2 protein-coding genes are annotated in these 1,174 nt (G+C 62.7%); one reads left to right on the forward strand and one right to left on the reverse strand.

The genetic code is table 11. The annotated features are described in order from the left end of the window. Positions 1-27: 27 nt before the first annotated feature. Positions 28-810 carry a transporter substrate-binding domain-containing protein gene (locus tag AC1D00_RS42040; RefSeq protein WP_027542850.1) on the reverse strand — a complete coding sequence of 261 codons (783 nt, stop codon included), beginning with the start codon at positions 808-810 and terminating at the stop codon, positions 28-30. Between the two features lie 114 nt (positions 811-924). On the opposite strand from AC1D00_RS42040, the gene AC1D00_RS42045 reads away from it, so the two are divergent. Beyond that, positions 925-1,174 (forward strand): DUF1993 family protein (locus AC1D00_RS42045; protein ID WP_477014766.1); only part of this gene is annotated, 250 nt, incomplete at its 3' end.

Here is a 1,174-nt window from a genome sequence, read left to right on the forward strand (position 1 = left end):
CCGCTACCCGCTTCGCTCGAAAACGCTCTAGTCGAACCAGGCGGCGTAGATCTTCCTGTAGCTGCCGTCCTCCATGGAAATGTGCAGCCACTGGTCGACGAAGGCCTTCAGCGCCATGTCGCGCTGGAGCCAATAGGCCTTCTCGGAGAAGTCGAACGGTTTTTCCGGATGCACTGCGCACAGCACGCCGGCATGCTGCTTCTGCTGGTAGCGCGTCTCGGAAGCGTCGGTCATCATCAAATCGGCATTGCCCTTGGCGATCTCGTCGAAGATCACGGTGTTGTCGGGGAAGACGGTGATGTCGGCGTCCTTGATGTTGGCACGCGCAAAGCGCTCGTTGGTGCCGCCGGGGTTGACGATGACGCGGGTGCCCTTCTTGTCGATGTCAGGGAGCGTCTGGTACTTGCCGACGTCGGCGCAGCGCGCGATCGGGGTCTTGCCCTCGCGCATGATCGGCATCGAGAAGAAGCCCTTCTTCTGCCGGTCGAGCGTCACCGAGACGCCGCCCATAGCGATGTCGAACTGGTCGGCCTCGAAGTCCTTCATCAGCTTCGGCCAGGCCGTCGGCACGAATTCGACCTTGACGCCGAGCGCCTTGCCGAGGGCCTCCGCCATGTCGACGTCGAAGCCGCTGAACTGCTGCGTGGCCTTGTCCAGATAGGTGAAAGGCTTGTAGTCGCCGGTCATGCCGACGCGCAGCGTGCCGCGCTTGACGATCTCGTCGAGGCGCGAGGGCGCCGGCTGCTGTGCATGGGCCGAAAGGTTCACCAGCAACGCCACAGCCAAAGCCGACAGGAATCGAACGGTCATCTCTTCTCCACCCATGCCCAAGCTGTCATTGTGCAGCTCTTCGGACGTGGATTTAGACCAGATGCCAGTCGCTGGCGAGACGGAATTGGGAGGAATTTTGAAGTGATGATCTCGATGTATGACGCCTCGGTCGGCGTCTTCGTGCCGTATCTGCGCAACCTATCGGCACTGCTGGACAAGGGCGTCGCCTATGCCGAAAGCCGGAAGTTCAATCCGGCCGTCCTGCTCGGCATGCGCATGGCGCCGAATATGTACGATCTGGCGCAGCAGGTCGGCGAGGCCTGCCGTCACGCCACCGTCGCTCCGGCCTTGCTGGCGCAGCGCGAGCCGGTGGCACTGCCGGCGCTGGAGCACGACATGGCCG

The organism is Bradyrhizobium sp. P2_E8, assembly GCF_056403875.1.

Bases quoted from the DNA above. Each gene is read 5' to 3' on its own strand.
- AC1D00_RS42040 (WP_027542850.1), bottom strand. From the start codon at position 810: ATGACCGTTCGATTCCTGTCGGCTTTGGCTGTGGCGTTGCTGGTGAAC.